The following is a 26,380-nucleotide window of genomic DNA, read 5'->3' as shown; positions in this document are numbered from 1 at the left end:
CGAGAGACAGAAGGCCACGAGGATGAATCGTTCCCTCACGACGGCGACCGCCGCCACCGCATCCGCCGCCGTGCTGGGTCTGTCCGGCTGCGGCGGGTCGAGCAGCACGAACTCGTCGGGCTCGAACGCCGCCGGCAGCTCCTCGGCCACGGCGAGCTCGAGCAAGACCATCACCGTCCTCGCCGCGGCCTCGCTCACCGAGAGCTTCACCAAGCTCGCCGAGGACTTCGAGAAGAACCACCCCGGCGTCGAGATCAAGATGAGCTTCGCAGGCAGCCAGGACATCGTGCGCCAACTCAAGGGTGGTGCACCGGCCGACGTCGTCGCCATGGCCGACACGACGACGCCCAAGACGATGCCGGCCGACATCACGCAGGGCAAGACCTGGACCGACTTCGCGACGAACGAACTCGAGATCGCGACGCCCAAGGGCAACCCGGGCCACGTCACCGACCTCGCGAGCCTCGCGAAGGTCAGCACCGTGCTGTGCGCCAAGACCGTGCCGTGCGGGCGCGCCGCCGACAAGGCGCTGGCGAAGGCGAACGTCCACGCGCACGTCGTCAGTTACGAGCAGAACGTCAAGTCGACGCTCGCGAAGGTCTCCTCCGGTGACGCGGACGCCGCGGTCGTGTACCGCACGGACGTCAAGGCCGCCGGTGACAAGGTGACGGGCGTCGATATCGCGTCCGGCTCGAACGTCAAGACGACGCTGCCGATCGCGACGTGGAGCAACAACGAGTACGCCAAGCAGTTCGTGCAGCTCATCACCGGCGCCGAGGGCCGCAAGGTGCTGAGCGACGCCGGGTTCGGCTCGCCGAGCTGACGTGAGCGCCCCCAGCGCCAGCAGAACGAGCCCCACCCGCCGCGCCCCCGATGCCGGCGGTGTGGTGCTCGGGGTGTTCGCAGCGGTCGCGGTCGCGTTCGTCGTCGTCCCGCTCGTTGCGCTGCTGCTGGAGGTGCGCTGGTCGCACTTCGCCGCCGACCTGCAGACCGCCGGCACACGCGAAGCTCTCCTGCTGTCGCTTCGCACCACGACGACGACGGCAGCCCTGTCCGCACTGTTCGGCACCCCTCTCGCCTGGTGGCTCTCACGCCTGCGGGGGCGTGCCGCCGCGTGGCTGCGGGCGCTCGTCACGGTCCCCCTCGTGCTGCCGCCCGTCGTCGCCGGTGTCGCCCTGCTCGACGCGTGGGGGCGCGGCGGCCTCATCGGCACGGTGCTGCAGGACAGCTTCGGCACGTCGCTGCCCTACTCGTGGGTGCGCGTCGTGCTGGCCGAGACGTTCGTCGCGATGCCGTTCTTCGTCGTCGCCGCCGAAGGCGCGTTCCGCGGCATCGACGCTCGGTGGGCGCGCACCGCCACCGTGCTCGGCGCGAGCCGCTGGTACACGCTGCGCCGCGTCCTCATCCCGATGGCGGCGCCCGGCCTGCTCGCGGGGTTGACGCTCTCCTGGGCACGCGCTCTCGGTGAGTTCGGTGCGACGATGACCTTCGCCGGCAGCTTCCCCGGCACGACCCAGACGGGCCCCCTCGCGGTGTATCAGGCGCTCGACATCAGTCAGGACGCCGCCACCGCCCTCGCGGCCCTCATGCTCGGCATCTGCCTCGTCGTGCTCGCCTTGCTGCGCGGACGCTGGAGCGGTGTGCGATGAACCCGTCTTTCTCGCCCGAACCGCCTGAGACGCCCGAACCGGAGGGGTTGAGCTTCGCCGGCACGATGCGGCGCGGCTCGTTCGAGCTCGAGGCCGCGTTCACGTGCGCTCCGGGCGAGGTGCTCGGGGTGCTCGGCCCCAACGGCAGCGGCAAGTCGACGCTCGTGGCCGGCATCAGCGGCCTCGAACATCTCACGAGCGGTGAGCTGCGCGTCGGGGAAGCCTGTTGGGACGACGGGCGCGGTCACGCCGTGCCCCCCGGCCGCCGTCAGGTGGGTCTCATGACCGCGGCGGGCGACATCTTCGGCCATCTCGACGCCCTCGAGAACGTCGCGTTCGGGCTGCGGGCGCGGGGCGTATCGCGCTCCGCCGCGCGCCGTCGTGCGCGGCAGGAGCTCGAGCAGGTGGGCATCGCCGACCTCGCGAGCCGCCGTCCGCACGAGTTGTCGTCAGGCCAGGCACAACGCGTCGCTCTGGCCCGTGCACTGGCCCTCGCCCCTCGGGTGCTGCTGCTCGACGAGCCGCTCTCGGCCATCGACCAGAGCGGCCGCGACGAGTTGCGCGCGCTGCTCGGCGAGCGCCTCGCGCGCACCGACGCCGTCACCCTGCTCGTCACCCACGACCCGCTGGAGGCACTGACGCTCGCCGACCGGCTGCTGTTCCTCGAAGCCGGGCGCGTGACGCAGCTCGCCCCGCCGCAGGAGGTCGTGCGCTATCCGCGCACGGCGTTCGCCGCCCGCGTCGTCGGCCTCAACCTGTGGCGAGGGACGAGCGACGGTCGCGCCATCACGACGCCGGGTGGCGCCCGCATCATGGCCGCCGACGTGCCGCCGTCGGGCGAGCGGGCGTTCGCGGCCTTCGCGCCGACCGCGGTCTCGCTGTGGCGCGAGGTGCCCGCCGGATCGCCTCGCAACACCTGGCCGCTCGTCGTGCAGCAGATCGAGCACACCGGGACGTCGGCCCGCGTGCACCTGCGGGGTGACGCAGGCGTCGCGGCCGATCTCGTGGCCGACGTGACGCTCGAGGCCGTCACCGAACTCGGCCTGCACCGCGGCTCGCACGTCGCAGCGAGCGTCAAGGCCACCGACGTCACGCTGTACCGCTGAGCCCCAGCGCGCGAGCTCCTCCTGCCTTCCTGCACCATCGCGACGGCCTCGCCCGACCCTCTTGCGCCCAGTTGCACCCGGGTGCTCTTGCACGCAGGTGCATCTGGGCGCACCGAGGCGGGGCCGCCGCGTCGTCGGAGCGACACGACGAGCCAGGCGCCGCGGGAACGAGGGTGACCCACCCCACATTTAATTCGCACCGCTCGTTAGAGTGCGTCACATGAAGATCACGCAGCACACCGTCGCTCTCATCTCCGGTGCCGGCTCGGGCCTCGGCGAGGCCACCGCCCGCCGCCTGCACGCCGACGGCGCGGCCGTCGTCATCGCCGACCTACCGAGTTCGAACGGCCAGGCCGTCGCCGACGACCTGGGCGAGCGCGCCCTGTTCGTCCCCACCGACGTGCGCGACGAGGAGCAGGTGCGCCAGGGCGTCAACGCCGCCGCCGAACTCGGTGAGCTGCGCATCGCCGTCGCCTGCGCCGGGGTCGGCACCCCGGGGCGCGTGCTCGGCAAGAACGGCGTCCACGCGCTCGAGAAGTACCGCACCGTCATCGACATCAACCTCGTCGGCACCTTCAACGTGCTGCGTCTGGCCGCCGAGGCGATGGTCGCGAACGAGCCCTCCCCCACCGACGACGGCGCGCCGGACGCACACGGTGACCGCGGCGTCATCGTCATGACGGCCAGCGCCGCCGCTTACGACGGCCAGATCGGTCAGGCGGCCTACGCCTCGAGCAAAGGCGGCATCGTCGGGCTGACGCTCCCCGCCGCCCGCGACCTCGCCGACAGCCACATCCGTGTCATGACGATCGCGCCCGGCACGATGGAGACGCCGATGCTCGCGGGGCTGCCGGAGGCGGCGCGCGAATCGCTCGGCAAGGTCGTGCCGCACCCCTCGCGCCTCGGCCGCCCGAGCGAGTACGCGGCACTCGTCGAGCACATCGTCGCGAACCCGCTGCTCAACGGTGAGGTCATTCGTCTCGACGGTGCGCTGCGTATGCCGCCGAAGTGAACCCCGGGTCCTCGTCCCAGATCTTCACTTCGGCCCCGCGCAGCAGGTTGACGTACAGAAGACCGAAACCGAAGAGTGCGATGCCACCGACGACGTCGAGGACGAAGTGGTTGCCCGTCGCCATGACGTCCCAGTACGTGACGAGCGGGTAGAGCCAGGCGGCGCGGGCCCACACGGGCCGGCGCCGCTTCCACGTGTCGTACACGACGTAGGCGACCCAGGTGGACCAGGCGCAGTGCAGGCTCGGCATCGCGGCGTACAGGTTGGCCGATTGCGACGGGTCACGCGCGAGGCGGCCGCCCATGATGTTGTAGACGGCGTTGATGTCGATCATGCCGTCGACGGCAAACCGGGGCGGGGCCATCGGCAGCAACCAGAACACGAGCAGGCTGGGCAGCGTCATCGCGATGAGCAACCGTCTGAGGCGCCGGAACCCGTCCGGGTTCATCCACCAGGCCCACGCGAGCGCGATGGGCACCGTCGCGAGCACCATGCCGTAGTAGTACCCGGCGCCCTGCGCGAGGACGGGCACCTCGGCGAGCGATGAGTTGAGCCATCGTTCGATGTCGATGCGCAGCCACTGCTCCAGGTCGAACAGGCGGTGCGCATGCCGGACCGACTCGTCGTGCTCTCCGCGGATGTGCTCCTGCGCGAACGTGAAGTACTGGAAGAACATCCAGAACAGGAACAACTCGATGAGTAGCGCCGGGCGGCCACCGAGCGGGCGCACGAGCGCCCTGACGAAGCGGGGCGGCGGCTCGGTGGTGCTCAGCGAGAAGTCGTCACGCGACGGCGTCAGGTCGCGCATCGAACGCTCGGCAGGCGTGAGGGAGTCGGGCATGCCACTCCTCACCTCGTCGCGGCCGTCGAACAAAACACGTCAGTGTATCCCCGCGCACTCGGGCAGGCCGAGCCTCGGGGGCGGGCCCGCTCAGTGGCGGTCGATCAGGACGTACGACGCCGCCGCCGACAGTGCCGCCACCCCGACGACGGACGGCCACGCGCCGATCTTCTTCGCGAGCGGGTGCGAGGCGCCGAACCCGCCGACGTACACGGCGGTCAGCGCCGCCGTCTGGGCCGCGCCGCCCTTGGCGAGCCACGTGCGGCCCGCGTACCCGCCGGCGAGCGCGAGCACGACACCCCCGAGCGGACGGATACCCGTCTCACGGGCGGTGAGGTAACCGCCGAGGAGACCGAGGGCGGCGACGGGTGCGGTTTCGACGTCTGCTGCAGGCTTGAGATTCATGCCCTCATCGTAGGTCGTCGCCCGACGGGACGGGCATCGCGACCCGCCTCGTATAAGATCACAGGGCTGCCGATACCGGCAGTGTGCTGGAGTGGCGCAATCGGTAGCGCACCTGTCTTGTAAACAGGTGGTTGTGGGTTCGAGTCCCATCTCCAGCTCTCACCGCCCGCCTGCCCGGCCAGGGCACACGACGAGGGCCCCACCGCTTCGAAGCGGTGGGGCCCTCGTCGTCGATCAGGCGATCAGACGCGCGATCAGTGGTTGTTCAGGTGCGCCTGCAGAGCGCGGACGGTGCGGGCGTTGAGGTACGTCGCGCCGTCCTGGGAGATGCCGAGCTTCGACTGCAGCGCGGCGACCGTGCGGGGGCCGATGATGCCGTCGGGCGTCGTGCCGACCGTGCGCTGGAGGGCCATCTTCGTCTGCGGGCCGACGATGCCGTCACGGTACGTGCCGACCCAGGCCTGCAGCGAGCGAGCGGTCTGGCGACCGAGGATGCCGTCGACGGCGAGCTTGCCGGACGTCGCGGCGGGAGCCTTGACGGCAGAACGAGCGGTGGAACGCGACACCTGCGTGTTCGCGGCCGCAGCGGCAGGAGCCGCAGCGGTGCTGCCACCGTTGGCGCGGGTCAGGCCACCGCGCACGGAGCACACGGGCCAGGCGCCGGGGCCCTGGACGGCGAGGGTCTTCTGGGCGATCGCGATCTGCTGCTCGCGCGTGGCGAGGTCGGCGCGAGCGGCGTACTGCGTGCCACCGAAGCCGGCCCACGTCTGCTGCGTGAACTGCAGGCCGCCGTAGAAGCCGTTGCCCGTGTTGATGTGCCAGTTGCCGCCCGCTTCACAGGCGGCGACGCGGTCCCAGACCGAACCGGCCGGTGCGGCCGAGGCGGTGGTGGCGCTCGTGACGCCGGCGCCGACGGTGGCGGCACCGACGAGGGCGACGCCCGCAGCCTTGCGACCCATGGTCGAGTCGGAGGGAGCGGAGTGCTTCGGGGTGTAACCCATGGAGGTGTTTCCTTTCCTGACGACGCCGGTGAGGTGAGCTGTCGGGTTCGAGCGGTCAGGTGCTCGGCCGGTTCGGGACCGGCTTCACCCCAAGGCACTCAACGAGTGCCACGAGTGGGTCCCCCACCCTCGTCTGCGGTTCGCACGGTGCGAATGAAGCGGCGCCCGACGAGGTTTGGCGTTGGCGCTGCCCGCGAATTCTTGGTGTGTTGAGTTGTGAGCCGCTTGGGCGACACTCACGACATCGCCACAGCGAGGAGAACGTTACGCGACCTACGTCACAAAATGTGAATCACCGCGGCCCCCGCCGTCGCCGCGCGCGAGAACCCCCCGCCCGTCAGCGGCGACGAGCCCTGCGGCGCTGCACGATCGGGCGGTCGAAAGGCGCCGACAGCACGTCCCCGAGAAGCGCCCCCGTGCTCAGCGCGAGGGCGATCCCGACGGCGCCGAGCATCGTCGTCACCCCGACCCCGGACTGCGCCACGCGCGTCGCTCCGAGCAGTGAACCCGACACGGACTCGTACATGCCGCGGAAGATGCGCAGGCCGGGCAGCATCGGCGAGACCGCGGGCATGACGAGCACGAGCGCGGGGGCGCCCAGGCGCAGCGCGAGCAGTCGCGCGCAGAACCCTACGGCCGTCGCGGCCACCGCGGTCGCCGTCGTCGCGCCGAGGCCGATGGAGCTGACGAGGAACGTCACGCCGCCCACGCCCAGGGCGCCCATGACGGCCGTCGGCACGAGCATCCGGACACGCGAACGCATCGTCACGGCCGAGCAGACCGCGCCGAGCGCACCGCAGGCAACCTGGAGCAGAAAGGTCGTCGACGGCGAGTCGTAACGCAGCACCCCGGGCGACTGGAGCCCGAGGTCGAGGGCGTTGTCGAGACTCAGCGTCAAGGACAACCCCGCACCGACGCCGACCGTGATGCCCGCGCAGGCGAGGATCACCGTCAACACGCGCCCGGAGGCGGTGACGGGATAGCCGGTGACGGCGTCCTCGACCGCGGACGCCATCTGACGACCGGGCAGCAGCGCGACGATGCCGCCCGAGATCGCGTACGCGAAGTCGGCCATCGTCATCGAGCCGGGCAGGTGAGTGGCGACGAACTCGCCGACGAGATGACTCTGGTGCGACATGTACGCGAGCCACGCGAGCATCGTCGAGGCGAGTCCGCCGGCGGCTGCCGAGTAGAAGCTCGGCACCCCCAGGTTGCTCAGCACGCGCCCGATGCGGTCGACGATGATCGCCGACACGAACGCGACGGCGACGGCCATCCAGCTACCACCGAGGATCGTCGCGACCGACGCGGCGAGACCACCGAACGCGACCGAGACGAGCCATCGCGGGTACAGCCGCGGCATCCGCTGGATGCGCCGCAACTGCTTCGTCGCCTCGTCGAGATCCATGCCGCCCGCGACGAGGCGCTCGACGAACTGGTGCACGGCCGTCAGCCGGGAGAAGTCACGCGTCGACGAACGGGCGACGCGCAGCATCGTCAGCGGCGGATGGCCCGGATGCGGTGACGGCGTCTGCAGCAGCAGCGCCTGGTTCGTGATGTCGACCTCGAGGCGGCGCAGCCCCGCCGATGCGGCGACGGCGACGACGCTCGACTCGACGTCACGCGTGCTCGCCCCGCAGCGCAGCAACAACTCCCCCACGCGCACGGCGATGTCGAGCGCCTTGTACTGGGCCGAGTCGTCGCTGACTCCCGCGAGGACGTTCGGGTCGCGGTAGGGAGTGTTCTTCAGCGCATCGGCGATGGGCAGCGGCTCGGTGACCGGTTCGCTGCGCAGGAACCGCATCCGCGGCGCCAGGACCGGCTGCGTGTTCTCCGAGATCGGGTTGGGCCCCGTCGTGCCGTGCTCTCGTCCGTACTGACCCATTCCCTGATCCTAGGACGCCGAACGTGACGATCCCTCGGCGCGCGCTGTGGACGCGCTGTGGTGCATCGACTCAGCGCTGCACGCTCGGCGCGTACCGCGCCAGCGGGTCGTCGATGCCGCCCGTCAACGGGAACCACGAGATGTCGCCCTGCTGCAGGAACGAGCCGACCAGCATGAACAAGCCGAGGCCGACGGCGATGCCCGCGACGATGCGCGTCGCGTTCTGCGGCACGAGGCCGCGCACGAGCGAGCGCGAACCGCGTCGGTAGCCGACCGAACCGGCGCCTCGCCACAGCGCCAGTTGCGCGGCGCCCGCGCCGAGCACGAGCGGCAGCGCCCACCACACGCGCGGCACGCCGCCGCGCACGGCCACCCAACCGATGCCGACGAGCGCCGCGACGCAGGCGAAGACGACTGTCGGCAGGATGAGGGCGAACAGCGTCGACAGCGTCGCGCGCAAGGCGTGCCACGGCGCACTCGCGACGGCGACGGCGCCGTCGCTGCGTCGTCGTCCGGCCTCGTAGCGTCGCAGGACGGTCTGGGTGATCGTGGAGTCGCTGAAGCGCGCGGCGAGGTTCCACACGACGAGCAGCACGAGCCCGACGACGGGCACGAGCGCCGTCACGCCCAACCACAGGACGAAGATCGCCTGCAGCGTTCCCGATCGATGCGGCAGGTTGATGCGCGGGTCGTGCTCGCCCGGGCGCGACTGCGGTTTCGGCGCGAACGGAACGGGCGCGGAGCCGTATGGGCTCGGGTTGGCATACCCCTGGGCGCCCTGACGCACCGGGGCCCCCTGCTGAGCGCGTTCGGCGTCCGTTGGCCCCGCACTCAGCGGCGGCGGCGACGTCACCGGCGCGACGCGCGTGGCGTCCGGGCGGCCGAGCACAGCCGTCGCGTCGGGGCGGGGTTGCTGCGATTCGGGGCGAGTCACGCGCGGCTCTGCCGCGCGTCGCACCGGGACGTACGTCGTCGGTTCGCCGCGCGCGTACCGCTCCATCTGTTCGATGACCTGCCGGGCCGACGGTCGCTCCTGCGGCACCGGGCTGAGCGCGGCGGCGAGCAGCGGCCGCAGCCGCGCGTCGACGCCGCCGAGGTTGGCCTGACCACGCGTCACGCGGTCGAGCACCGCCGGCATCGGGCCGCGCCCGAACGGCGGCTCACCCTGCGCGGCGAAGGCGAGCGTCGCGGCCCAGCCCCACCAGTCGGTCGACGTCGACACGGGCGCACCCTCGACGAGCTCGGGCGAGAGGTAGCCGGGGGTGCCCATGACGAGGCCGGTCGACGTCAGGCGCGCGTCGTCGGCGATGTGGGCGATGCCGAAGTCGATGACGACGGGGCGCCCGTCGACCATGAGCACGTTGCCCGGCTTGAGGTCGCGGTGGACGACGCCGGCGTCATGGATGGCCTGGATGGCGACGGCCAGGTCGCGCCCGAGGCGCGCCAGCGCGTCGGGCTCGAACGGCCCGCGGCGCTTGACGACCTCGTCGAGGGGGATGCCGGGCACGTACTCGGTGGCGATGTACGGGCGCTCGCCGTACGGCTCCGCGGCGATGACGGCGGCGACGCCGGGTGTGTGGACGCGTTCCAGCGTCGCGACCTCCCGCGCGAGGCGGGTGCGCGCGTCGGGGTCGTAGGCGATGTGCGGGCGCAGCACCTTGACGGCGACCTCCCGCCCGTCCGAGCTTCGGGTGTCGAGCGCGCGGTAGACGACGCCCATGCCGCCCTCGCCGATCTTGTCGAGGATGCGGAAGTGGCCGACGACGTCCCCACCGTCGGCCGGGGTGGCCGCGTGAGCGCCCGAGCCCTGCCGTGTCCGCGTGCCCTGCGGCGCCACCTGTGTCGCGTCGTCGTGACGCTCGGGCGTCGGCGACGGCGTCGGGTGGGTGCGCCGCGGCAGACGGTGTCCGGCGCGTGTCGGCTCAGGAGGCTCCGGGGACGTCATGGCTCCACGGTAGGCCGCGCACATGACAAAGTGCTGGATCGACGCGGCCCGGCACGCCCCCGCCGCCCGCGATAGGCTCGTGACGAAGACGCGAACGGCCCCGGCGCCCCGCCGAATTCGAGCGCACGCCGCACCTGTTCGTCCCGCGCACCGATGAGCGAAGGAACTTTCCGATGAGCGAGACCTACGACTTCGTCGTCGCGGCCAACCGGCTGCCCGTCGACCGCGTGACGACGCCGGACGGCGAGTCGCAGTGGCGCCGCTCCCCCGGCGGCCTCGTCACCGCGATGGACGCCGTCATGCGTGGGCGTGACGGCGCCTGGGTCGGCTGGGCGGGCGAGCCGGGTGAGGCGCCCGAACCGTTCGACGACGGCGGCATGCACCTGCACCCGGTCGCGCTGTCGGAGCAGGAGGTCGCCGACTACTACGAGGGCCACAGCAACGACACATTGTGGCCCGTCTACCACGACGTCATCATCACGCCGACGTTCCGTCGCAGCTGGCGTTCGGTGTATCGCCGCGTCAACCGTCGCTTCGCGAACGCCTGCGCCGAGGTCGCCGCGCAGGGCGCGACGGTGTGGGTGCACGACTATCAGCTGCAGCTCGTGCCGGAGATGCTGCGCGAGATGCGCCCCGACCTGCGCATCGGCTGGTTCAACCACATCCCCTTCCCCGCCGTCGAGCTGTTCGCGCAGCTGCCCGGGCGCGAGGAGATCCTCGAGGGGCTGCTCGGCGCCGACTTCCTGGGTTTCCAGCGCACCGAGGACGCGGGCAACTTCCTGCGCGCGGTGCGTCAGTACCTCGACCTCGACGTGACGGGCGACGTCGTCGACCTAGGCGAACGTCAGGTGCGCGCAGCCGCGGTGCCGATCTCGATCGACGTCGAGGGGCTGCGCGAGATCGTCGAGTCGGATTCGGTGCAGGCGCGGGCGCGTGAGATCCGCGAGCAGCTCGGCAACCCGGAGAAGATCCTGCTGGGCGTCGATCGCCTCGACTACACGAAGGGCATCCGTCACCGCCTCAAGGCGTTCGGCGAACTGCTCGCCGACGAGCGCCTCGACCCGAGCAAGCACAAACTCATCCAGGTCGCGACGCCGAGCCGCGAGCGCGTCAAGGCGTACATGGATCTGCGTGACCAGATCGAGCTGACGGTCGGGCGTATCAACGGTGACTTCTCGAGCATCGGCGCGACGGCGCTCACGTACCTGCACCGCTCGTTCGACCGCGAGGAGATGGCGGCGATGTTCGCGGCCGCCGACATCATGCTCGTCACGCCGCTGCGCGACGGCATGAATCTCGTCGCGAAGGAGTACGTGACGTGCTGCGCCGATGACGGGGCGCTCGTGCTGTCCGAGTTCACCGGCGCCGCGACGGAACTGAGCGACGCCTACCTGTGCAACCCGCACGACATCGCGGGTCTCAAGCAGCAGATCATGAAGGCCGTCGACGCGCCGGCGCCCCAGCGTCGTCAGCGGATGGACTCGATGCGTGCCCTCGTGAGCGAGAACTCGGTGCAGCAGTGGGCGAAGAACTACCTCGCGAGCCTCGAGGCCGCCCCGAAGGCGCCGTCGACGCAGGCCGCATCGTGACCGCGACGCCGCTGCGGCCGCCGTCACGCGAGGAGCTGGGTGCTTTCGCGCGCCGCGGTGACGTGCTCGTCGCCTCCGACTTCGACGGGGTGCTCGCGCCGATCGTCCTCGACCCCGCGAGCGCCCGCCCGCAACCGGGCACGATCGAGGCACTCAGTGCGATGGCGGCGCTACCGGGCGTGAGCGTCGCACTCGCATCGGGTCGTGACCTCGCCACCCTGCGCGCGCTGACGGGGATCGACGAGTCCTCCCCCATTGTCCTCATCGGCAGCCACGGCGCAGAGATCTCGACCACCCTCGGCTCCGCCGCCTCGGGCGGCAGCGCGCTGAGCGACGTCGAGCGCGCCGCCCTCGACGGCGCCACCCACGCGCTCGAGACGATCGCCGAACGACTGCCCGCGACACGCGTCGAGTACAAGCCGGCCGGCGTCGTCCTGCACACCCGCGGCATGGACGAGGACGAGGCCGAGCGCGCGACCTGCGCGGCGCTCGCCGTCCCGCAGGATGTCCCGGGCGTCCACGCGATGCGCGGCAAGGCCGTCGTCGAACTGTCGGTGCTCGACGTGTCGAAGGGCGCGGCACTCGCGGCCCTCGCCGCCGAGCGCAACCTGCGTGCGACGTTCTACCTGGGCGACGACGTCACCGACGAGACGGTGTTCACGACGCTGCGCGCGGGAAGCGACATCGGCGTCAAGGTCGGCGACGGCGACACCGCCGCAGCGCACCGCGTCCCCGGCTGCACCGACGTCCCGCCGCTGCTCGACGCTCTGCTCGGCGCGCTGACGAAGGCGCGGCGCGACGCGCCACGAGACGACGCCGACGTCCGAGACGACGCCGACGCCGGTAAGGGCGCCGTCAGCGCACCGGAGGCGGGCCGGTAGAGGCGCGCACGACGAGGTCGGGCGCGAGCACCAGCTCACGGGCGCACGGCGCGGCCGCTGCGAGCCCACGGATCTGGTCGAGCAGCGTGTCGACGGCGCCGTCGGCGAGCGCGGGGACGTTCTGGCGCACCGTCGTCAGCGGCGGCGAGGTGTGCTCCGTCATCGCCGAGCCGTCGAAACCGACGACGGAGAGCTCCCTCGGCACGTCCAAGCCCGCGTGACGCGCTCCGCGGATGACGCCGAGCGCCATGAGGTCCGAGCCGCAGATGATGCCGCTCGCGCCCCGCGCGGTGAGCTGCGTTCCCGCGAGTTCGCCGCCCTCGACGCTGAACCACGTGTGTTCGACGAGCGCCTCGAACCCGAACTCGGCCGCGGCGTCGCGGAACGCCGTCAGCTTGCGGATCGACGGGGTGTAGCGTGCCGGCCCGACGGCCAGACCGAGCCGGCGGTGCCCCAGACTCAGCAGGTGGCTGACGGCGAGGCGCACCGCGACGTGGTCGTCCGTCGACAACGACGTGACGGCGAGGTCGTCGCGGTGGCCGTTGACGAGGACGACGGGCAGGCCCTGCGCGACGAGTTCCTGATGGCGCGCGATCGACGCCGTCGTGTCGGCGTGGCGCCCCGAGACGTGGATGAGCCCGGCGATGCCGCGTTCCAGCAACATCGACAAGTACTCATCCTCCTGCACCCCACCGGCGCTCGTCGGGCACAGGACGGCGGTGTACCCCGCTGCCGCGAGCCGCGTCGTGACGGCCTGTGCGAGCGCGGGGAAGATCGGGTTGTCGAGTTCGGGCACGACGAGGCCGATGGCGCCAGCCCCCGCGCGGCGCAGACTCGCGGGGCGTTCGTAGCCGAGGACGTCGACGGCGGTGAGGACGCTGCGGCGCGTGGCCTCGGCGACGCCGGCCTTGTTGTTGAGCACGCGCGAGACGGTCGCCTGCGAGACCCCCGCAGCAGCAGCGATCTGCTGCAGGCGCGGCGGCGATTCGTCGCCGCCGCGCCTGAGCGCCGCGTCCTCGGTGGCGCTCACGCGCCCGCTCCCGTCGCGCCGCGACGGTAGGAGTTCACTTCACCGAGCCGGTGGTGAGACCACCGATGAGCTGCTTCTGGAAGGCCAGGTACAGCGCCATGATCGGGATCGAGCTGAGCAGCGCACCAGCCGAGAACTGGCCGAACAGGGCGTTGCGGTCGTTGCCGACCGTCATGCCGTAGAGGCCGACGCCGAGGGTCTGCTTGTCGACGTCGGTGAGGAAGATGCTCGCGAGCATGAACTCGCCGAACAGGCTGACGAACGACACCATGAACACCGTGACGAGGATCGGGCGCACGAGCGGCAGCGTCAGGCTGAAGAACACGCGGGCATGCGAGGCGCCGTCGACGAACGCGGCCTCGTCGAGTTCCTTCGGAACGGTGTCGAAGTAACCCTTGAGAAGCCACACGTTCGATCCCATCGCGCCGCCCAGATAGACGAGGATGAGCCCCCACGTGGTGTTGAGGCCGAACGCGGGCATCACCTCACCGATCTTCGAGAAGGTGATGTAGAGGCCGACGAACGCGAGCAGCGCCGGAAACATCTGCAGCAGCAGCAGCGCGAGCAGCATCGCCCGGCGGCCTCGGAAGCGCAGGCGCGAGAACGCGAACGCGGAGCACGCGCCGATGAAGACGCTGAACACCGAACCGACGAGCGCGATGAGCAGCGCGTTCTTGTACCAGGTGACGAACGGTCGCGCCTCGTTGCTGAACAGGTCGGAGAAGTTGTTGAGCGAGAAGCTCGTAGGCAGCAGCGTCGAAGAACTCAGCGTCCCCGCCTTGTTGAGTGCCGCCGAGAGCAGGAACAGGATCGGGAACAGCGCGAAGGCGAGCGCGCACAGCGCGAGCAGGTGGCGCCACCACACGCCGCCACCGAGGCGCGGCGCACGAGCATGCGTGCCACCGGGAGCAGCTTCGGGCACGCCGGTCACGGCTCCCGGTTCGGGCAGGCCGGCCGCAGGGGTGTTCATGGCAGACATCAGTTGACCTCCTCGAGGGCCTTGCTGCGCAGGAAGCCGGGGAAGCTCAGGAGCGCGACGATGATGAAGATGACGACGGCGACCGCGGATGCGAGACCGAAGTTCGGGTTCGTCCCGTCGATCGCGAGACGGTACGCGTAGGTGATGAGCAGGTCGGTCGAACCGATCTGGGCGCCGTCGCCGACGAACGGCCCGCCCTTGGTCAGCAGGTAGATGAGGCCGAAGTTGTTGAAGTTGAACGCGAACGACGCGATGAGCAGGGGGCCCACCGCGACGAGCAGCAGCGGCATCGTGATGGAGCGCAGCGTCCGGATCGGGCCGGCACCGTCGATGCGTGCGGCCTCCATGACGTCACCCGGGATCGACTGCAGCGCGCCTGTGCACACGACGAACATGTAGGGGAAGCCCAGCCACAGGTTGGTCAGCAGGATGGCGGCGCGCGCGGCCCACGGGTCGCCGAACCAGTCGATGTCGAGGCCGGTCAGGTTGTTGATGAGGCCGTAGTCCTGGTTGAACATCGACGCCCACACGAGCGCGGAGACGAACACGGGCACGGCGTACGGCAGGATGAGCAGGCTGCGGTAGATGGCGCGGCCCTTGATGCGCGGGTCGTTGAGCAGCAGCGCGAGCAGCATGCCGAGCACGAAGGTCGACAGCACCGACAGGATGGCGAACGCCATGTTCCACGCGAAGATGCCGAAGAACCCCTTGCGAATCGTGTCGTTCGTCACGAGGTCGGTGTAGTTCTTGAACCCGACGCCCTGCTTCCACCCGACCGGCAGCGGGCTCGCGGAGCCGGACTGCGGCACCCAGCGTGCATCCTTCTCGACATATACCGTGCCCGTGGCGGAGTCGGTGAGGGTGTTCTTCGTCTTGTCCCACTTCAGCGTCGGCGCGCCCTCGAACGCCTGCGAGACGCCACTGGCCTTGATGCCGTGGCCGTCACTCGTCGGCACCGCGAAGTTGGCGAGGTCCTTGCGCTTGTTCGCCTCGCCGAGCTTGAGGACGCGATAGCCCTCGGCCGACTTGAGGTGGCCGATGCCCATCTCCGTCTTGCCCGTGAGCGGCTGCAACCCCTTGGCGTCACCGACGAAGTGCTTGCCCTTCTCGTCGGTCAGCAGGAAGTGCAACGGCGCGGACGTCACATCCTGGCCGTCCTTGACGGCGATCGACAGCCCGTACGTCGGCGACCCCGCGACCTGCTGGACGGAGTAGGCGATGTCCTGCTTCGTCGCCTCCTCCTTGGAGACGAGGTGGCCCTGGCCGTAGTTCGTGAACGACGTCGCGGCCGTGTACACGATGGGCCACACCTGCAGCCCGAGCAGCAGGATCAGGCCCGGGAACAGATACTTCGCGGGCACGTTGCGGCGCGTGCCGTACACGACGAGCACGGCCATCGCGACGAACGCGACACCGACGACGGCGAGGCCGTACCCCTTGTCGGCCAGCTGCGTCGCGAGATAGATGCAGAGGATGACGGCGGCCGCGACGAGCGCCCACTTGAGGATCGGCGCCCACACGGGGCTCTTGGCTGGCGGCAGACCCGACGTCTGCTCGGGGGCGGCGAGGGTCGCCATGTCCTTCTCCATCGCTCGGGGAATTCGTTCACCGGTGCTCACCGCACCAGCCTGGGGCGTGAGGCGCCTCGCGGGCGCCGTCAGGCCTGTCGTGATGGGCGTCGTCGTCGACGCTCGACGCGCCGTGAGCCGGCGACCGACGTGGTCACCGGCTCACGGGTGCGACGTGGGTGGATCGTCAGCTGCCGGCCTTGATGGCGGCCTCGATCTCCTTCTGCGCCGCATTGAAGCGGGCGTCGGGGGCTGCCTTGCCGGAGATGACGTCGGCCATCGCCTGACCCATCGGGCCCCAGACGGCATTCATCGCGGGGATGTTCGGCATGAGCTTCGCGCCCTTGCCGGCCTCGGCCCACTTCGCGACGTCGGGGTTGGACTTGATGACCTCGTCGTACGCCGCCGTCAGTGCCGGCGGACGCTTGCCGACCTCGAACAGCGCCTTCTGCGCGGCCGCGGTGGTGAGGAAGGACGCGGTGAACGTCTGAGCGACGGTCGCATTCTTCGCCTTCGAGCTGACGTAGAACATCTGCACGCCGAGGAACGGCGTCATCTTTCCGCCACCGGCGACGGTGGGCAGCGAGGAGACCTCGTACTTGATGCCGGCCTTGTCGAACGTCGGCAGCGACCACGGGCCGGTGACGATGTACGGCGCCTTCTTGTCGGCGAACAGGGCATCAGCGTTGGTCTTGTCGACGTTGGTCGACAGCACCTTCTTCTTGCCGAGCTCGGCGAGCAGGTTGGCGCCCTTGAGGCTCTCGGGCGAGTTGACGAGCAGTTTGCTCGCGTCGTAGTCGCCGTTGGCCTTCGTGCCGAAGATGCCGCCGCCGAAGCCGGTGAGGAACGGGATGCCGTGGTAGGCGTCGCCCTGCTTGCCCATTTCGAGGGAGAGGACGTTCGTCGCCTTCTTCTCGTCGACGACCTTCTGACCGGTGGAGACGAGCTCATCGATCGTCTTCGGCGCGTCCTTGACCATGTCGGTGTTGCGCACGAGCGCCATGTTCTCGACGGCGTAGGGCACGCCGTAGGACTGGTTGTTGTACTTCGTCGCGGCGATGGCCTCCTTGTTGAAGCCGGAAGCGACGTTGGCGGGGATCTGCACGGGCGCGACGGAGCCGTTGGAGACGAGCTCACCCATCCAGTCGTGAGCGCCGACGATGACGTCGGGGGCCTGGCCCGCCTTGAAGGCCGTGCCGTAGTTGCCGCGCACGTCCGTCGAGACCTGGACGGAAACCTTGACGTCGTTCTCGTCCGCGAACTGCTTCGCGAGCTTGGAGACGACGGGGGCCGCGGTGCCGTCAGCCCAGATGACGAGGTCGGCGTTGGCGTCACGCTTCGGGTCCTTGGCGTTGACGTCACTGCCGGCGGCAGCACTGCCCGACGCCTTCGCGTCGCCGGACTTCGACGAAGCCGCAGAGGTGTCGCTCTTCGACGAGTCGGACGAGGACGAGCCGCCGCCGCACGCGGAGACGGAGAGGGCGAGGACGCCCGCGAATGCGACAGCCACACTGCGCTTGGTCATGAGTGCTCCGATTGTTCAGGGCCACACCTCGAGTGTGGCCTGCTTCACAGCATGCAGCGTGTACTCAGGGTCTGCAAAGTTTTCCACGGTCACGATTTGATCAAGGAGCGTTGACCGGGTGATAGGCAGGGCCGAGCGAGCATGCAGATCGACCCACCTACCCCTCGAGACGGGGCGCTCAGATGAGCGCTACGGAAACAAATGTGCAGAAGGGCTGGTCAAGAGCCACTCCCATCAGGCATGCTGTGTGCGGCGTCACATCCGTGCGCCGCCCGTTCACAACGGATCGTCCGGCACGTTCCTGCCGGTGAGCGCTAAGGAAAACCCCATGGCAACCGTCACGTACGACAACGTCACCCTCACCTACCCCGGGGCCGATCGTCCCAGCGTCAGCGACCTCAACATCGAGATCGCCGACGGCGAGTTCCTCGTCCTCGTCGGCCCGTCGGGCTGCGGCAAGTCGACCTCGCTGCGCATGCTCGCCGGCCTGGAAGAGGTGACGAGCGGCCGCATCCTCATCGACGGACGCGACGTCACGGCGCTGTCGCCGAAGGATCGCGACGTCGCGATGGTGTTCCAGAACTACGCGCTCTACCCGCACATGAGCGTCGCTGACAACATGGGCTTCGCGCTCAAGATCGCCGGCGTCGACAAGGGCGAGATCCGCAAGCGCGTCGAGGAGGCCGCGCAGATCCTCGACCTCACGCAGTACCTCGAGCGCAAGCCGAAGGACCTGTCGGGTGGCCAGCGTCAGCGCGTCGCGATGGGTCGCGCAATCGTGCGTCAGCCGCAGGTGTTCCTCATGGACGAGCCACTGTCGAACCTCGACGCCAAGCTGCGCGTGCAGACGCGCACGCAGATCGCCGACCTGCAGCGTCGTCTCGGCGTGACGACCGTCTACGTCACCCACGATCAGGTCGAGGCCATGACGATGGGTGACCGCGTCGCTGTCCTCAAGGACGGTCTGCTGCAGCAGTGCGACACGCCGCGCAACATGTACGACCACCCGAAGAACGTCTTCGTCGCGGGCTTCATCGGCAGCCCCGCGATGAACCTGTTCGAGGTGCCGGTCAAGGACAACAAGGTGCTGCTCGGTACCGCGTCGATTCCGCTGCCCGCGGACGCCCGCCCCGGTTCGAACCGTGTCACGCTCGGCATCCGCCCGGAGGACCTCGCGCCGTCCGACGCGGGTCTCGAGGTCGACGTCGTCATGGTCGAGGAGCTCGGCGCCGACGCGTACGTCTACGGCAAGACGACCGTTGAGGGCGAGGACCAGCAGGTCATGGCCCGCGTCGACGGCCGCCGCCCCCCGATGAAGGGCGACACGCTGTACTTCGCGCCGAAGACCGATCACATCCACCTCTTCGACGTCGAGACCGGCGAGCGCATCAACGACTGAACGCGCACCCGCGAGGGGCTGACATGACGATCGAGCGGACGATGGCGAGCGGCCATCGTCCGCTCGACGTATCGACGGGTGGCCGACGCACCGTTTCGGGTGAAACACACCGTCACGCGGATGCAGGCAGCCGCCCCCGCGCGGTGGGAGGATGACGAGGTGGCACTCGACATCAAGGCAGCACGCCCCTACCCCGCGCTGTTCGCACTGCCGTGGAGCGTGCCCCTCGAGCAGTGGCCAGAGGATCAACTCGCGGCACTGCCGCGCGGCATCTCGCGTCACATCGTCCGCTTCGCGAAGGTCGACGGCCGCATCCTCGCCGTCAAGGAGATCAAGGCCGACATCGCGCTGCGCGAGTACGCGATGCTCAAGCAGCTGCGGCGCCTGCACCTACCGTGCGTCGAGGCGATCGCCGTCGTCACCGGACGCACCGACGTGCACGGCGAACCGCTCGACGCGTGCCTGCTGACGCGGCACCTGCAGTTCTCGCTGCCGTACCGCGCGATGATCAGCCAGACGCTGCGCCCGGACGCGGCGACCCGCCTCATCGACGCCCTCGCGGTCCTGCTCGTCAAGGTGCACCTCGTCGGTTTCTGGTGGGGTGATGTGTCACTGTCGAACGCCCTGTTCCGTCGTGACGCGGGCGAGTTCGCCGCCTACCTCGTCGACGCGGAGACCGGTGAGCTGCGCGAGAAGCTGTCGAAGGGCCAGCGCGAGCACGACCTCGACATCGCGCAGGTCAACATCGCCGGGGAGCTGATGGATCTGCAGGCTGGCGGCATGGTGCCCGACGACATGGACCCCATCGAGGTGAGCAACACGATCGTCGAGCGCTATCACGAGCTGTGGGAGGCACTCACGCAGGCCGAGCGTTTCGACGCCTCGGACGCGTGGCGCGTCGAACAGCGCATCCGCTCGCTGAACGACCTCGGATTCGACGTCGGCGAGCTCGACATCACGACCGACATCGACGGCACGACGATGTCGATCAAGCCCCAGATCGTCGAGGCCGGCTACCACACGCGCCGCCTGCGTCACCTCACCGGTCTCGAGGTCGGCGAGAACCAGGCGCGACGACTGCTCAACGACCTCGTCAGCTTCACGGCGAGCAAGAACCGCCAGAGCGACGACGAACGCGCCGTCGCGCATGACTGGCTCGCGACGATCTACGAACCGATCACCCGCACGGTACCGCCGCAGTTGCGTCAGAAGCTCGAACCAGCCGAGATGTTCCACGAGGTGCTCGAGCACCGCTGGTACATGTCGGAGCGTCTGCAGCGTGGCGTGACGATCGAGGAAGCCGTCGCCGACTACGTCGAGAACATCCTGCCAACGAAACCGGACGAGCAGAACGTCATCGCCCCCGACGCAACGCCCCTGCAGATGACCGCGCGCTGAGCGCGGCGCCCCGGTAACCTCGTGTGCGAAGGAGCACAGGAGGGAATCATCATGAGCAACAACACGAATGGATACGGCAGCCAGCCGTACGGTCAGAATCCGCACGACCCCGCCGCGCAGCCGGGCCAGTACGGCGGCGCGCCGCAGGGCCAGCCTGCTTACGGACAGCCGAGCCATGACCAGCAGGGTTACGGCCAGCAGGAATACCAGGAACAGAGCTACGGCCAGCCTGCCCAGCAGTACGGTGACGCGGGCCAGCAGTACGGCGGCGGCTACGGCCGGCCGGACGCCTACGGCGCACCGGGCTACGCCCAGCAGTACGGTCAGGGCGCACCGAACATGCCGATCCTCGCGAGCTGGGGTTCGCGTGTCGGTGCGGCGTTGCTGGACTGGTTCATCACGATCCTGCCGACCATCATCTGCGTCGGCATCGCGCTCGGCACCGGAGATTTCCTCAAGGACGGCTGGGACGCGCCGGGCGCCGACCCCACCGATCCCTTCACGGACCGGGCCTGGGCGTTCATGGGCGCGGGCACGCTGCTCGGTCTGCTGTTCCGTCTCTGGAACGAGGGATACCTGCAGGGCAAGCGAGGCCAGAGCATTGGCAAGAAGGTGCTCAAGATCGGCGTCATCAACGAGCGGACCGGCCAGTACCTGGGTGTCGGCCGTGGTCTCGGCCGCCTCGCCGTCGACATCCTGATCTCGCTGCCGTCGCAGCTGATCCCGCTGCTGTTCTTCATCCCCCTGCTCAACTACCTGTGGCCGCTGTGGGACGACAAGAACCAGACGTGGCACGACAAGGCCGTCCACTCGCTCGTCGTCCGCACGGCCTGAGCGGCCCACCCGCCAACGACGCCTGACGAGAAGGAACGGACATGAGCAACGGATACGACCCCTACGTTCCGCCGCCCGAGCACGGTGGCGCCCAGGGGTACGGCAGCGGCGCGCAGTCGCAGCCGGGCCCCCAGTACCAGCAGTACCAGGGCCAGCCGTACCAACCGCAGGGCTACCAGGGTGCGCCGCAGCCCGGCCAGCCGTACCAGAACCAGCCATATCAGGGGCAGCAGTACGGTGCGCCCGCTCGACGGGCGGGGTCCGCGCCCTACGGTTCATGGGGGTCGCGCGTGGGCGCCTACCTCATCGACAGCCTGCTGTCGGCCGTCCCGATGATCGTCATCTCCGGTCTCGGATTGTGGCTGGCGTTCAAGGACAGCTACTCGGTGGAAGACATCAACGGCAACTCGACGCTGCACAACGTCTCCGGCGGCGGTGTCGCGTTGGCGCTGCTCGGTCCGCTCGTCGCGTTGCTGTTCAACCTCTGGAACCGCGCCATCCGTCAGGGCAGGACTGGCCAGAGCCTCGGCAAGAAGATGCTGCACCTCAAGGTCGTCGACGAGCGCACGGGTCAGCCGACGGGCGCCGGTGTCGGCTTCGGGCGTTACCTGCTCGAAGCCGTCGCCGGCGGTATCAGCGGCGGACTCCTGCTCATCGTCGACCTGCTGTGGCCGCTGTGGGATGACACCAAGCAGACGCTGCACGACAAGATTGTCCACACGATCGTGGTGCGCGGCGACTGACGCCCGCCCACCGCGAGCGAGCCTCGAGCTCGCCCGACGTGAAACGGCCCGGTTCCCCTCTCCGAGGGAACCGGGCCGTTTCGCGTCAGGGAACGCGTCAGCGCAGACGCTGGTGGATGTCCTCGCTCATGCGAACGATCGCGACGTAGAACTCGAGCGTCATCCGGATGAAGACGAGGTACAGCAAGATGAGGACGGGGCCGATGATGAGAGCGAGCAAACCCGACGCCGCGTTGTCCGCGAAGCCGCCGATCACCATGAAGACCCACAACAGCCCCAGAGCGCCGACGGAGATGGCGTAGGCGAACTTGACGATCTTCGGCGTGATGAACGTCGAGAACGAGAAGTCAAACAGCGCCTTGAAGAACCCGGCGCCCGACAAGGACTGATCAGCGGGCACCTGCTGCCCGTACGCCTGGGCGCCGGCCGTGGGGTTGGCCTGCGTCTGGTCGTAGGACGTGTGGGCGCCGTACTGGTTCGACTGGCTCTGGTGCGGCTGACCGTACTGCCCGTACTGCCCCTGGTCACCGGTCTGGTCGTACTGGTGCGGCTGACCGTAGTGACCGGGGTTCTGGCCGTCGCCGGGCTGGTATCCGTCGTAGGAGTCGTGGTTCGACATCGTGAAGGTCTCCCTCTCGTTCATCATGGTGCCTGGACGTACCACGATACGGGGCTGGGAGCCTCCCGCATCCGACCTCCGGGGCTCAGCGCGTCGAGCCCAGCCCGCGGTTGACGGCCACCTGATACAGCGTCACGGACGTCGCGATGCCGGCGTTGAGCGACTCGACCGCGGAGCTCATCGGCACAGAGACGATCTGGTCGCACGTCTCGCTGACGAGACGCGACAGGCCCTTGCCCTCGGAGCCGACGACGACGACGAGCGGCCGGTCGGCGAGCTCGAGGCCGGGCAGGTCAACGTCACCGTCCATGTCGAGGCCGATGACGAAGAAGCCCGCCTTCTTGAACTCCTTGAGCGCGGCCGTCAGGTTGCTCGCCTGCGCGACGGGGATGCGTGCCGCGGCGCCCGCCGATGTCTTCCACGCCGACGCGGTCATGCCCGCGCTGCGACGCTGCGGGATGACGACGCCGTGGCCGCCGAACGCCGCCGTCGAACGCACGATGGCGCCGAGGTTGCGGGGATCGGTGATGCCGTCGAGCGCGACGACGAGCGGCGTGCCGGGCAGTTCGGGGTCGATGAGGTCGCTCGGATGCGCGTACTCGTACGGCGGCACCTGCAGCGCGAGGCCCTGGTGCACCGCGCCGTCCGTGAGCCGATCAAGTTCACCGCGCGGCGTCTCGAGCATCGCGACGCCCTGCTCCTGCGCGATCTTGAGCGTCTCGCGCACGCGGTCATCGGAGTCGATGCGGCTCGCGACGTACAGCGTCGCGGCAGGCACGCCGACACGCAACGCCTCGAGCACCGAGTTGCGCCCGGCGATGATCTCGCTCGACGTCCGGTCGCGGCGCGCACCGCTCGAACGTCGCGCGTTGGGCGCGTTCTTGGCGGCGCCGGAGCGCTGCGCCGACTTGTACGCCTTGTGGTTCGGGCGCTCCTCCGCGCGCGGCGTCGGGCCCTTGCCCTCGAGCCCGCGTCGGCGCTGACCGCCGCTGCCGGTCGTCGCGCCCTTCTTCGACGCTCCCTTGCGGATCGCACCGCGGCGCGATGAGTTGCCTGGCATCAGTAGTTGTCCTTTCGACCCGTACGCGCCACGCTCCAGCGGGCGCCGTCGGGGGTGTCTTCGACCACGACGCCGGCGTCGGCCAGCTGGTCGCGGATGATGTCTGCTGTCGCGAAGTCCTTCGCCGCACGTGCGGTCTTGCGTTGCTCGACGAGAGCGTCGACGAGCGCGCCGAGCGCACGCTTCGTCTCGTCACCGCCGGCCGATCCGTTGCCCGACCACTTCGGGTCGAGCGGGTTGACGCCGAGGACGTCGGTCATCGCGGCGACCTGCAGCGCGAGCTCTTCGACGCGCCGCACATCGGCCTCGTCGATGGCGGTGTTGCCCTCGCGGATGGCGTCGAAGCACGCTGCGAGCGCGCCGGAGACGTTGAGGTCGTCGTCCATCGTCGCGACGAACGCCTCGGGCAGTTCGACGTCGGCGAGGTCGGCGCTCGTCAGGACGGCGTCCTCGCCGAGGGCGCGACGCAGGAAGCCCTCGATGCGCTCGACGGCGGCATTCGCTTCCGCCAGCGAATCGGACGTGTACTCGATCGTCGAACGGTAGTGCACCGAGCCGAGGTAGTAGCGCAGCACGAGCGGACGCACCGTCTTCGTCAGCTCCGTGACGGACAGCGTGTTGCCGAGCGATTTGCTCATCTTCTCGCCGCTCAGCGTCACCCAGCCGTTGTGCATCCAGTAGCGCGCGAAACCGAGACCTGCGGCGCGTGACTGCGCCTGCTCGTTCTCGTGGTGCGGGAAGCGCAGGTCGATGCCGCCGCCGTGGATGTCGAACGTGTCACCGAGCCAACGACGCGCCATCGCGGAGCACTCGAGGTGCCAGCCGGGGCGCCCCTCACCCCACGGCGTCGGCCAGTTCGCGGACGCCGGCTCGTCGGCCTTGCGGCCCTTCCACAGCGCGAAGTCGCGGGGGTCGCGCTTCGCACGCGGGTCGGCGTCAGCGGCGTCTTCCATGTCGTCGAGCTTCTGCCGCGTCAGCGCGCCGTACTCGTCGAAGCTCTTGACGTCGAAGTAGACGTCGCCCGAATCGTCGGCTGCCGGGTAGGCATGGCCGCGTTCGATGAGCAGTTCCATGAGTTCGACCATGTCGGTGACGTGCCCTGTCGCGCGCGGCTCGTACGTCGGTCGCTGAACGCCGAGGATGTCGAGCGCGTCGCTCGTCTCACGTTCGTGAAGGTAGCTCCACGCGAACCAGGGCTCCCCCGCCTCCGCGGACTTGCGCAGGATCTTGTCGTCGATGTCGGTGACGTTGCGCACGAGCGTGACGTCGTAGCCGTGACCGCGCGTCAGCCAGTTGCGCAGCACGTCGAACGCGACGGCGAAGCGCAGGTGACCGATGTGCGGCGAACCCTGCGTCGTCAGCCCACAGATGTAGATGCCGACCTTGCCGGGCTCAACTGGTTCGAAGTCGCGCAGTTCGCGCGTGGCGGTGTCGAAGATCTGCAGGCTCACGCCGCACAGTCTATCGGCGACGCGCAGCCCTGACGCCCCGCCCGAGCGCCTGCCCACCATCGAGCGGCGCAGCGTCGATCAGTGGCTCAGGAGATCCACTGCTGCCAGGTGAGGTTCCAGTCGCCCTCGCCGTTCGTCACGGAGACGGGGTTGTTCGTGCCCTTGGAGACGAACAGGTTGCCGGGCAGCACCTTGTCGTAGAACCACTTCGCGTCGGCGGCCGACAGGTGGAAGCATCCGTGCGATGTGTCCGCCTTGCCGATGAGGTCGTCCCAGGGTGCGGCGTGCAGGTAGGTGCCCGATTCGGAGACCTGAACGGCGTTGTTGATCTGCTCGTCGTAGTAGTTCGCCTCGCCGGGCGTGCAGGAGATGCCGACGCTGCACGACGTCATGCGTACCGTCCGCTCCTTGCCCGTCACGACCATCTTGCCGTTGAGGCTCTCGAAGCCCTTCTTGCCACCACCCGACTTCATGACGCGGGTGACCTTGCCACCCTCGCTGACGGTGACCTCGTGCGTCGCGGGGTCGTACACCGCCTCGAGGTCGGAGGTGACGTCGAAGCCGACGTCACCGAGCGTGCCCGCGCCCCAGGTCTGGCCGATCGGCATGCCCTGGATCGAGCCGGTGACAGTGACGCTGTCGCCGACCGGCCACTTGTTCTTCGGGCGGTAGTCGAGGCGCGTCGGGCTGACCCAACGCCACGCGCCCTCCACATTCGCCGTGTCCTTCACGGTGAACCGCTTGGCGACCTCGGCGCGCTGCGCCTGCGGCACGGCCTGGCTGAACGTCAGCACGACCGGCTGAGCGTTGCCGACGTTCGAGCGCTTGAACGGCGTGACGGCGTAGAGGCCGGTCGTGCTCGCACCGTTTGCGGCGGCGAGGAGGGTCCGCGAGTTCGTCGCGCTCTGCCCGTCCGAGGTCTCGGCCGTGGCCGTTACGGTGTACGAGCCGCTCTTGGTCAACAGGCCGGCCGGCGTCCAGGTGCCCGCGCTCGCGTCGTAGTTGCCCTCGACGCTCTTGCCCGCCGCGTCGGTGACGGTGACGTCCGTGACCTGTGCCGGGCTCGAATCGGCGCCCTTCGCACTCACCGTCACCGGCTGCGACAACCCCAGGGGCGAGCCCTGGGCGACGTTCGAGGCGATGGTGATGGTCGCCGCAGGCGCGGCACTCGACGAACTCGTCGACGACCCGGGCGATTCAGCGCCCGAGTGCGTTCCCGACGCCGAACCCCCAGCGCCCGACGACACGTTCGCCGCGGGCGCCGAGTGATTCGCGTCCGAGGAGCATCCGGCGCCGACGGCCCCCAGCGTGATGACGCCGACCAGGATCGCCCCGGTGTGCACGAGGCGACGATCGGGGCGGGTGTGGGCGAGGGGCAGGCTCGATGGGCGACGCATCCTCCCAGTCTGCGCCACGTCCGTCGAACCACCGCGCAGGAACACGCGGGTCACCCTCGGATG

The 26,380-nt window shown here is 69.6% G+C and carries 23 protein-coding genes, 1 tRNA gene and 1 riboswitch; of the genes, 11 read left to right on the top strand and 13 right to left on the bottom strand.

The genetic code is table 11. From position 1 onward, the window contains the following. Positions 1–22 precede the first annotated feature (22 nt). From modA to DYE07_RS11540, 4 genes are all read left to right on the top strand, one after another. The gene (modA, locus tag DYE07_RS11555) at positions 23–823 is read left to right on the top strand and encodes a molybdate ABC transporter substrate-binding protein (protein ID WP_006943714.1); all 801 of its coding nucleotides are present in this window, start codon (positions 23–25) and stop codon (positions 821–823) included. Position 824: 1 nt separating this feature from the next. Further along, positions 825–1,649: a molybdate ABC transporter permease subunit gene (gene modB, locus DYE07_RS11550; protein ID WP_313956482.1), complete on the top strand. Its 825-nt coding sequence runs from the start codon at positions 825–827 to the stop codon at positions 1,647–1,649. Further along, complete coding sequence (locus tag DYE07_RS11545; protein WP_235006213.1) at positions 1,646–2,755, top strand: ABC transporter ATP-binding protein; 1,110 nt, start codon at positions 1,646–1,648, stop codon at positions 2,753–2,755. The genes modB and DYE07_RS11545 overlap by 4 nt, the downstream gene beginning before the upstream one ends. Positions 2,756–2,975: 220 nt before the next feature. Next, positions 2,976–3,767, top strand: a complete 792-nt coding sequence (locus DYE07_RS11540) for an SDR family NAD(P)-dependent oxidoreductase (RefSeq protein WP_074045659.1) — start codon at positions 2,976–2,978, stop codon at positions 3,765–3,767. Here the strand turns inward: DYE07_RS11540 and DYE07_RS11535 are convergent. Next, complete coding sequence (locus DYE07_RS11535) at positions 3,727–4,608, bottom strand: phosphatase PAP2 family protein (protein ID WP_074045660.1); 882 nt, start codon at positions 4,606–4,608, stop codon at positions 3,727–3,729. The genes DYE07_RS11540 and DYE07_RS11535 overlap by 41 nt on opposite strands. A gap of 90 nt (positions 4,609–4,698) precedes the next feature. After that, on the bottom strand, positions 4,699–5,013 hold the full coding sequence (locus tag DYE07_RS11530) for a hypothetical protein (RefSeq protein WP_006943710.1): 315 nt from the start codon (positions 5,011–5,013) through the stop codon (positions 4,699–4,701). A gap of 85 nt (positions 5,014–5,098) precedes the next feature. On the opposite strand from DYE07_RS11530, the gene DYE07_RS11525 reads away from it, so the two are divergent. Beyond that, positions 5,099–5,171, top strand: a tRNA-Thr gene (locus DYE07_RS11525). Positions 5,172–5,267: 96 nt separating this feature from the next. On the opposite strand, the gene DYE07_RS15295 is transcribed toward DYE07_RS11525, so the two are convergent. The 3 genes from DYE07_RS15295 to DYE07_RS11510 form a co-directional block, all read right to left on the bottom strand. Then, a complete protein-coding gene (locus DYE07_RS15295; RefSeq protein WP_006943724.1) occupies positions 5,268–6,014 on the bottom strand; it encodes a transglycosylase family protein in 747 nt (248 codons plus the stop codon). A gap of 8 nt (positions 6,015–6,022) precedes the next feature. Next, positions 6,023–6,169: riboswitch (cyclic di-AMP (ydaO/yuaA leader) on the bottom strand. A 182-nt stretch (positions 6,170–6,351) separates the two neighbouring features. Next, positions 6,352–7,899: a threonine/serine exporter family protein gene (locus tag DYE07_RS11515; RefSeq protein ID WP_006943709.1), complete on the bottom strand. Its 1,548-nt coding sequence runs from the start codon at positions 7,897–7,899 to the stop codon at positions 6,352–6,354. Positions 7,900–7,969: 70 nt separating this feature from the next. Then, the gene (locus tag DYE07_RS11510; protein ID WP_050786426.1) at positions 7,970–9,844 is read right to left on the bottom strand and encodes a serine/threonine-protein kinase; all 1,875 of its coding nucleotides are present in this window, start codon (positions 9,842–9,844) and stop codon (positions 7,970–7,972) included. Between the two features lie 173 nt (positions 9,845–10,017). Between DYE07_RS11510 and DYE07_RS11505 the strand changes: the two genes are divergently transcribed. Both DYE07_RS11505 and otsB read left to right on the top strand, forming a co-directional pair. Further along, positions 10,018–11,433: an alpha,alpha-trehalose-phosphate synthase (UDP-forming) gene (locus DYE07_RS11505; RefSeq protein ID WP_006943725.1), complete on the top strand. Its 1,416-nt coding sequence runs from the start codon at positions 10,018–10,020 to the stop codon at positions 11,431–11,433. Beyond that, complete coding sequence (gene otsB, locus DYE07_RS11500; protein WP_006943712.1) at positions 11,430–12,314, top strand: trehalose-phosphatase; 885 nt, start codon at positions 11,430–11,432, stop codon at positions 12,312–12,314. The genes DYE07_RS11505 and otsB overlap by 4 nt, the downstream gene beginning before the upstream one ends. Here the strand turns inward: otsB and DYE07_RS11495 are convergent. The 4 genes from DYE07_RS11495 to DYE07_RS11480 all read right to left on the bottom strand — a co-directional run bounded on the left by DYE07_RS11495 (position 12,289) and on the right by DYE07_RS11480 (position 17,416). Further along, positions 12,289–13,344, bottom strand: coding sequence for a LacI family DNA-binding transcriptional regulator (locus DYE07_RS11495; RefSeq protein ID WP_074040789.1), 1,056 nt, complete (start codon positions 13,342–13,344; stop codon positions 12,289–12,291). The genes otsB and DYE07_RS11495 overlap by 26 nt on opposite strands. A 34-nt stretch (positions 13,345–13,378) precedes the next feature. Next, entirely contained in the window at positions 13,379–14,323 is a 945-nt protein-coding gene (locus DYE07_RS11490) for a sugar ABC transporter permease (protein WP_006946432.1), read from the bottom strand. Beyond that, entirely contained in the window at positions 14,323–15,900 is a 1,578-nt protein-coding gene (locus DYE07_RS11485) for an ABC transporter permease subunit (RefSeq protein WP_237723771.1), read from the bottom strand. Before DYE07_RS11485 ends, DYE07_RS11490 begins: the two co-directional genes overlap by 1 nt. Before the next feature lie 178 nt (positions 15,901–16,078). Beyond that, positions 16,079–17,416 carry a sugar ABC transporter substrate-binding protein gene (locus tag DYE07_RS11480; protein WP_040014906.1) on the bottom strand — a complete coding sequence of 446 codons (1,338 nt, stop codon included), beginning with the start codon at positions 17,414–17,416 and terminating at the stop codon, positions 16,079–16,081. Positions 17,417–17,744: 328 nt separating this feature from the next. Here DYE07_RS11480 and DYE07_RS11475 point away from each other — a divergent pair, with 328 nt between their 5' ends. The 4 genes from DYE07_RS11475 (at position 17,745) to DYE07_RS11460 (ending at position 21,790) form a co-directional block, all read left to right on the top strand. Next, entirely contained in the window at positions 17,745–18,815 is a 1,071-nt protein-coding gene (locus tag DYE07_RS11475) for an ABC transporter ATP-binding protein (protein WP_006946417.1), read from the top strand. Positions 18,816–18,935: 120 nt separating this feature from the next. Beyond that, the gene (locus tag DYE07_RS11470; RefSeq protein WP_242600195.1) at positions 18,936–20,213 is read left to right on the top strand and encodes a DUF4032 domain-containing protein; all 1,278 of its coding nucleotides are present in this window, start codon (positions 18,936–18,938) and stop codon (positions 20,211–20,213) included. Positions 20,214–20,264: 51 nt separating this feature from the next. Continuing rightward, the gene (locus DYE07_RS11465; protein ID WP_006946428.1) at positions 20,265–21,047 is read left to right on the top strand and encodes an RDD family protein; all 783 of its coding nucleotides are present in this window, start codon (positions 20,265–20,267) and stop codon (positions 21,045–21,047) included. 41 nt (positions 21,048–21,088) lie between these two features. Continuing rightward, positions 21,089–21,790, top strand: a complete 702-nt coding sequence (locus DYE07_RS11460) for an RDD family protein (RefSeq protein WP_115297019.1) — start codon at positions 21,089–21,091, stop codon at positions 21,788–21,790. Positions 21,791–21,887: 97 nt separating this feature from the next. Here DYE07_RS11460 and DYE07_RS11455 read toward each other — a convergent pair whose 3' ends face one another. The 4 genes from DYE07_RS11455 to DYE07_RS11440 all read right to left on the bottom strand — a co-directional run bounded on the left by DYE07_RS11455 (position 21,888) and on the right by DYE07_RS11440 (position 26,371). Further along, positions 21,888–22,409: a DUF4282 domain-containing protein gene (locus DYE07_RS11455; protein WP_172462997.1), complete on the bottom strand. Its 522-nt coding sequence runs from the start codon at positions 22,407–22,409 to the stop codon at positions 21,888–21,890. 85 nt (positions 22,410–22,494) lie between these two features. Beyond that, on the bottom strand, positions 22,495–23,469 hold the full coding sequence (gene rlmB, locus DYE07_RS11450; protein ID WP_006946440.1) for a 23S rRNA (guanosine(2251)-2'-O)-methyltransferase RlmB: 975 nt from the start codon (positions 23,467–23,469) through the stop codon (positions 22,495–22,497). Continuing rightward, positions 23,469–24,920 (bottom strand): cysteine--tRNA ligase, encoded by a 1,452-nt coding sequence (cysS, locus tag DYE07_RS11445; RefSeq protein ID WP_115297017.1) that lies wholly within the window; start codon positions 24,918–24,920, stop codon positions 23,469–23,471. The genes rlmB and cysS overlap by 1 nt, the downstream gene beginning before the upstream one ends. 86 nt (positions 24,921–25,006) lie before the next feature. Beyond that, positions 25,007–26,371 (bottom strand): L,D-transpeptidase, encoded by a 1,365-nt coding sequence (locus DYE07_RS11440; RefSeq protein ID WP_147286928.1) that lies wholly within the window; start codon positions 26,369–26,371, stop codon positions 25,007–25,009. Between the last annotated feature and the right edge of the window lie 9 nt (positions 26,372–26,380).

Source organism: Dermacoccus nishinomiyaensis (assembly GCF_900447535.1).
GTDB classification, from domain to species: Bacteria; Actinomycetota; Actinomycetes; order Actinomycetales; family Dermatophilaceae; genus Dermacoccus; species Dermacoccus nishinomiyaensis.
This window is presented reverse-complemented; position numbering and strand designations above follow the sequence as displayed.